The organism is Immundisolibacter sp. (assembly GCF_041601295.1).
Lineage (GTDB): Bacteria > Pseudomonadota > Gammaproteobacteria > Immundisolibacterales > Immundisolibacteraceae > Immundisolibacter.
On record NZ_JBFIII010000141.1, the window covers coordinates 1 to 5036 of the forward strand.

4 protein-coding genes and 1 pseudogene are annotated in these 5036 nt (G+C 66.0%); 2 read left to right on the forward strand and 3 right to left on the reverse strand.

Features of this window, described 5'->3' with window-relative positions; all coding sequences use genetic code 11:
• The 3 genes and pseudogenes from ABZF37_RS13420 to thiE all read right to left on the reverse strand — a co-directional run.
• A pseudogene (locus ABZF37_RS13420) lies at positions 1-212 on the reverse strand (porin); the annotation flags it as partial.
• A gap of 287 nt (positions 213-499) precedes the next feature.
• Positions 500-1777: a glutamate-1-semialdehyde 2,1-aminomutase gene (gene hemL, locus ABZF37_RS13425; protein ID WP_372720762.1), complete on the reverse strand. Its 1278-nt coding sequence runs from the start codon at positions 1775-1777 to the stop codon at positions 500-502.
• 10 nt (positions 1778-1787) lie between these two features.
• Positions 1788-2420 (reverse strand): thiamine phosphate synthase, encoded by a 633-nt coding sequence (gene thiE / locus ABZF37_RS13430; protein WP_372720768.1) that lies wholly within the window; start codon positions 2418-2420, stop codon positions 1788-1790.
• 147 nt (positions 2421-2567) lie between these two features.
• Between thiE and cysK the strand changes: the two genes are divergently transcribed.
• Both cysK and ABZF37_RS13440 read left to right on the forward strand, forming a co-directional pair.
• Positions 2568-3500, forward strand: a complete 933-nt coding sequence (gene cysK, locus ABZF37_RS13435; protein ID WP_372720764.1) for a cysteine synthase A — start codon at positions 2568-2570, stop codon at positions 3498-3500.
• A 74-nt stretch (positions 3501-3574) separates the two neighbouring features.
• A partial coding sequence (locus tag ABZF37_RS13440) for a proline--tRNA ligase (RefSeq protein ID WP_372720766.1) occupies positions 3575-5036 on the forward strand: 1462 nt, incomplete at its 3' end.

A 5036-nucleotide genomic window follows, 5' to 3' on the forward strand; every position in this document is an offset into this window, starting at 1 on the left:
GCCTCGCCGGTCGCGGCCACCTGCTCCTTGATCTGCTGGTTTTCGGCCTTGAGCGCCCGAATTTCCTGTTGCGCAGCCTGCAATTGAGCTTGCAGCTGCACCAGTGTCTGTTCGATGGCCTCGATGGAGCTGGCGCCGTGTGCCACAGGCATCCAGGCGCTGGCGAGCAGCGCGGCGACCAACGCACCGCGTGCGATGTGTATGCGAGACATGATTCCTCCCTCGTGTTTGTCCAATGCCGTAGCCGAAGATTCGGCAGAGGCAGTCTATATCAAAATGCGAACGATTCGCATTCAATAATTTGAATTAATCTTGACCTGGGTCAGGACCCGGGCGGCGAACGCCCGCAGCACGCCGGTTTAAGGAAGCGCTGAACAAATCCATCCTGGCTTTCTCAGCGCCCGCCATCGGAAAAACGTGGTTTTCCGATGGCTCACAGCCACAGATTTTGGCAGCGCATCCTTGCGCTGCGGGAAACACCGAATACTTCAGCGTCTCCTTAACGGGCGGCAAACGCGCCACGCGCGCCCTGGATGGTCGCCGCGATAACCGCCGTATCGTGCGCCGCCGTAACGAAGCCGGCCTCAAAGGCTGATGGAGCCAGGTACACGCCTTGCGCCAGCAGCGCCCCGAACAACCTCCCGAACGCCGCCACATCGGCCTGCTGCGCCTCGACCAGGTCACGCGGTGGAGTCGGCCGCAAAAACAATCCGAACATGCCGCCGATGTGAACCGTGCAAAAGGGCACGCCAGCGGCGTCCGCCGCGGCCTGCAAACCCGCCGTCAACGTCGCCGCGGTTTGCTCCAGATGCTCGTAGAAGCCCGGCTCCTGTACCTGTGTCAACGTGGCGAGACCAGCGGCCGTGGCGAGCGGATTACCGGACAGCGTGCCGGCCTGATAGACCGGCCCTGCAGGTGCCATCTGTTCCATCAGGTCGGCCCGCCCGCCGTAGGCGCCAACCGGCAGCCCGCCACCGATTACCTTGCCCAGCGTCACCAGGTCGGCGGTCACACCAAAACGCGCCTGGGCGCCGCCCAGGGCGACCCTGAAACCGGTCATCACCTCGTCAAAGATAAGGACCGCGCCATGCGCGGTGCACAGCTGGCGCAGGCCCTCCAGGAAGCCGGGGCGCGGCAACACGCAGCCCATATTGCCGGCCACCGGCTCGACAATCACGGCGGCGATTTCTGCGCCGCGATCCGCGAACAGGACTTCGACGGCGCGCAAATCGTTGTAGGGTGCGGTCAACGTCAGCGCCGCCAACTCGCTGGGCACACCAGGCGAACTCGGCACCCCGAAGGTCAGGGCACCCGAGCCAGCGTTCACCAGCAAGCTGTCGGCATGGCCGTGATAACAGCCGGCGAACTTGACCAGCACTTTCCGGCCGGTGGCGGCGCGCGCCAGGCGGATGGCGCTCATGGTCGCTTCGGTGCCGGAGTTAACCAGGCGCACACGATCCAGGCCCGGCACCAGGCGGCAGAGCGTTTCCGCCAGTTCCACCTCGGCGGCGGTGGGGGCGCCGTAAGAAAGACCGCGGGTCGCTGCCGCCCGCACGGCCTGCACCACGACAGGCGCCGCGTGGCCCAGGATCACCGCGCCCCAGGAGCAGACGTAATCGATGTAGTCGTTGCCGTCCACGTCGCGCAGGCGGGCACCATCGGCCTGCGCGATGAACGGCGGCTGCCCCCCTACCGCACCGAAAGCGCGTACTGGCGAGTTGACCCCGCCTGGAATCACGGCGAGGGCGCGCTCGAAAAGGCGCTGCGAGTGCTGCATGTTCAGATCCTCAGATGTCTTGCCACAGGGCGGCCAGCGCGCGGGCCGCCGCCTCGCTGTCCACACCCGGCCCGAACAGGGCGTTACCAACCGCCAGCGCGTGTGCGCCAGCCTCGACCAGCGGCCGCGCATTGTCCACCCGAATGCCGCCAATGCAGACGATGGGGCAGGCCAGAGTCGCCCGCACCGTGCGCAGCAGATCAAGGCTGGCGTAGATCTCGCCGGGTTTGGTGCTGGACGGGAAGAACCGACCGAAGGCGACATGATCTGCACCGGCACCAAGTGCTCGCGGCGCGAGCTCCGGCTGGTTATAGCAGGTGGCGCCGATGAGCGCGTCCGGCCCCAGGCGTGCCCGCGCCGGCCCGGGTGACCGGTCGTCGCGGCCCAGGTGTACGCCGTCTGCACCGACCGCAAACGCCAGCTCCACGTCGTCGTTAACAATAAACACTACGCGGTAGATATCGCATAGCGTGCGCAGTGCGTGCGCCTCGCGCTGACGACGCACGGTGTCCGTCGACTTGTCACGGTACTGCACCACGCCAACGCCCCCCTCCAGGGCGGCCTCGACGCGCGCCAGCAACTCGGCCCCTTGCAGCAGCGAGGTATCGGCCAGGGCATATACGCCACTAATACTGGGTTTGATCTTCACGCGTAAAGTGTGGATGGCTTGGACCGCTTTGCGCAAAACGACATAAGAGCGACATAAACTGGTGCTTGATATTGCGCTTCGGCCATTCCTAGAATCGAGTCCCCAGCTTTACAACACCCGGCCCGGCCGGCGGAGGTCACCATGGCACGCATTCTCGACGACATCACGCAGGCCATCGGCAACACGCCGTTGGTGCGTATTCGCCGGCTGATCAAAAGCGATGCCACGGTGTTGGCCAAGCTGGAGTTCTTCAACCCGCTGTCGTCGGTCAAGGATCGTATCGGACTGGCCATGATCGAGGCGGCCGAGAAAAGCGGCCAGCTCGCGCCCGGCGGCGAAATCATCGAACCGACCTCCGGTAACACCGGCATCGCGCTGGCCTTCGTATGCGCCGCCCGCGGTTATCGCCTGACCCTGACCATGCCGGCCTCGATGAGCATCGAGCGGCGCAAGGTGCTGCGCGCGCTTGGCGCCGAGATCGTGCTCACGCCCGCCGAGAAAGGCATGACCGGCGCCATCGAGCGGGCGCGCGAACTGCTGGCCGAGCGGCCGGGCAGCATCATGCCGCAGCAGTTCGAGAACCCGGCCAACCCGGACGTACACCGCCGCACCACGGCCGAGGAAATCTGGCGCGACACCGACGGCAACGTCGATTACCTGATCTCCGGCGTCGGCACCGGCGGCACCATCACAGGGGTGGCCGAAGTGATCAAGGCGCGCCGGCCCTCGTTCAAGGCCATTGCGGTCGAGCCCAGCGCCTCCCCGGTGCTGTCGGGCGGCAAGCCGGGGCCGCACAAGATCCAGGGCATTGGCGCCGGTTTCGTGCCGGGCAACCTGAACACCAAGATCGTTGACGAGGTAATTCAGGTCAGCAACGAAGACGCCATGGCCTACGCCCGCCGCGCGGCCCAGGAAGAAGGCCTTTTTGTCGGGATCAGTTCCGGAGCCGCGCTCAAGGCCGCCGAGATCGTTGCCAGCCGACCCGAAGCGGCGGGCAGCACCATCGTTGTCATCATCCCATCGGCTGGCGAGCGATACCTGAGCACCGCCCTGTTCGCCGACATCGAAGTCTGACCCGCAGTACCCGCCGCGTCCGCCCAGACGGCGGGCGCGGCTTTTTTGTTGATATACCCGCTTAAGGAATCCACATGCGCACATCGCGCTTTCTGATCGCCACGCTGCGCGAAGACCCGTCCGACGCAGACGTAATCAGCCAGCGGCTGATGCTGCGCGCCTGCATGATCAGCCGCTTGGCTGCCGGCATCTACAGCTGGCTGCCGCTGGGCCTGCGCGTGCTGCGCAAGGCCGAGCGCGTGGTGCGGGACGAAATGGACGCCGCCGGCGGACAGGAGCTGCTGATGCCCGCCGTACAACCAGCGGAGCTGTGGCAGGAGTCGGCGCGCTGGGAAAAGTATGGCCCCGAGCTGCTGCGCTTCAAGGATCGCCACCAGCGTGAGTTCTGCTTTGGCCCGACACACGAGGAGGTGATTACCGACATCGTGCGCCAGAAGGTGAGCAGCTACCGCCAGCTGCCGGCCTGCTTCTACCAGATCCAGACCAAGTTCCGGGACGAGATCCGGCCGCGTTTCGGCGTCATGCGCGCGCGCGAGTTCCTGATGAAGGATGCCTACTCCTTCCACCGCGATGCCGCCAGCCTGGACGAGACCTACCAAGTGATGCACGCCACCTACAGCACCATCTTCAGCCGGCTGGGGCTGCGCTTTCGCGCCGTAGCGGCCGACACCGGCAGTATTGGCGGCGCCAGTTCGCACGAGTTCCACGTGCTGGCTGACTCCGGCGAGGACGCGATTGCCTATTCGGAAGGTGGCTACGCCGCCAACGTGGAGCTGGCTCCCGCGCCCGTGCCGCCGCCGCGCCCGGCGCCGTCGGCGGACCGCGAATCGATCCACACACCCGGCCAGCACACCATCGCCGAGGTCAGCGCGTTTCTGAAAGTACCCCCCGAACGCATCGTCAAGACACTGATTGTGCGCGGCGCTGACGGTGGCCTGGTGGCGCTGCTGCTGCGCGGCGATCACGAACTGAACGCGGTCAAGGCGTTGCGCCTGCCGCAAATCTCCCAGCCGCTACAGTTCGCGACCCCAGCTGACATTCAGGCCGCATTGGGCTGCGATTTCGGGTCGGTGGGTCCGGTGCAGTTCCCCGGACCGGTCATCGCTGACCGCGATGCCGCCGCGCTGGCCGATTTCGTGTGCGGCGCCAATGTCGACGGCTATCACCTCAGCGGCGTCAACTTCGCACGCGACCTGCCGGAACCGGAAAGCGCCGACATCCGTAACGTCGTGGCCGGCGAACCGGCTCCGGATGGCAGCGGCCCCCTGGCCATCGCCCGCGGCATCGAGGTCGGCCACGTCTTCAAGCTCGGCACGGTGTACAGCGAAAAACTCAACTGCACCGTGCTCGACGAACAGGGCCGCGACAGCGTCATGCCGATGGGCTGCTACGGCATCGGCGTGTCGCGCGTGGTGGCTGCCGCGGTCGAACAAAACCACGACCAGCGGGGCATCGTATGGCCGCAGGCGCTGGCACCGTTCGAAGTCGCCCTGGTGCCAATCAACCTGCACAAATCGTCCGCCGTCGCGGAAGCGA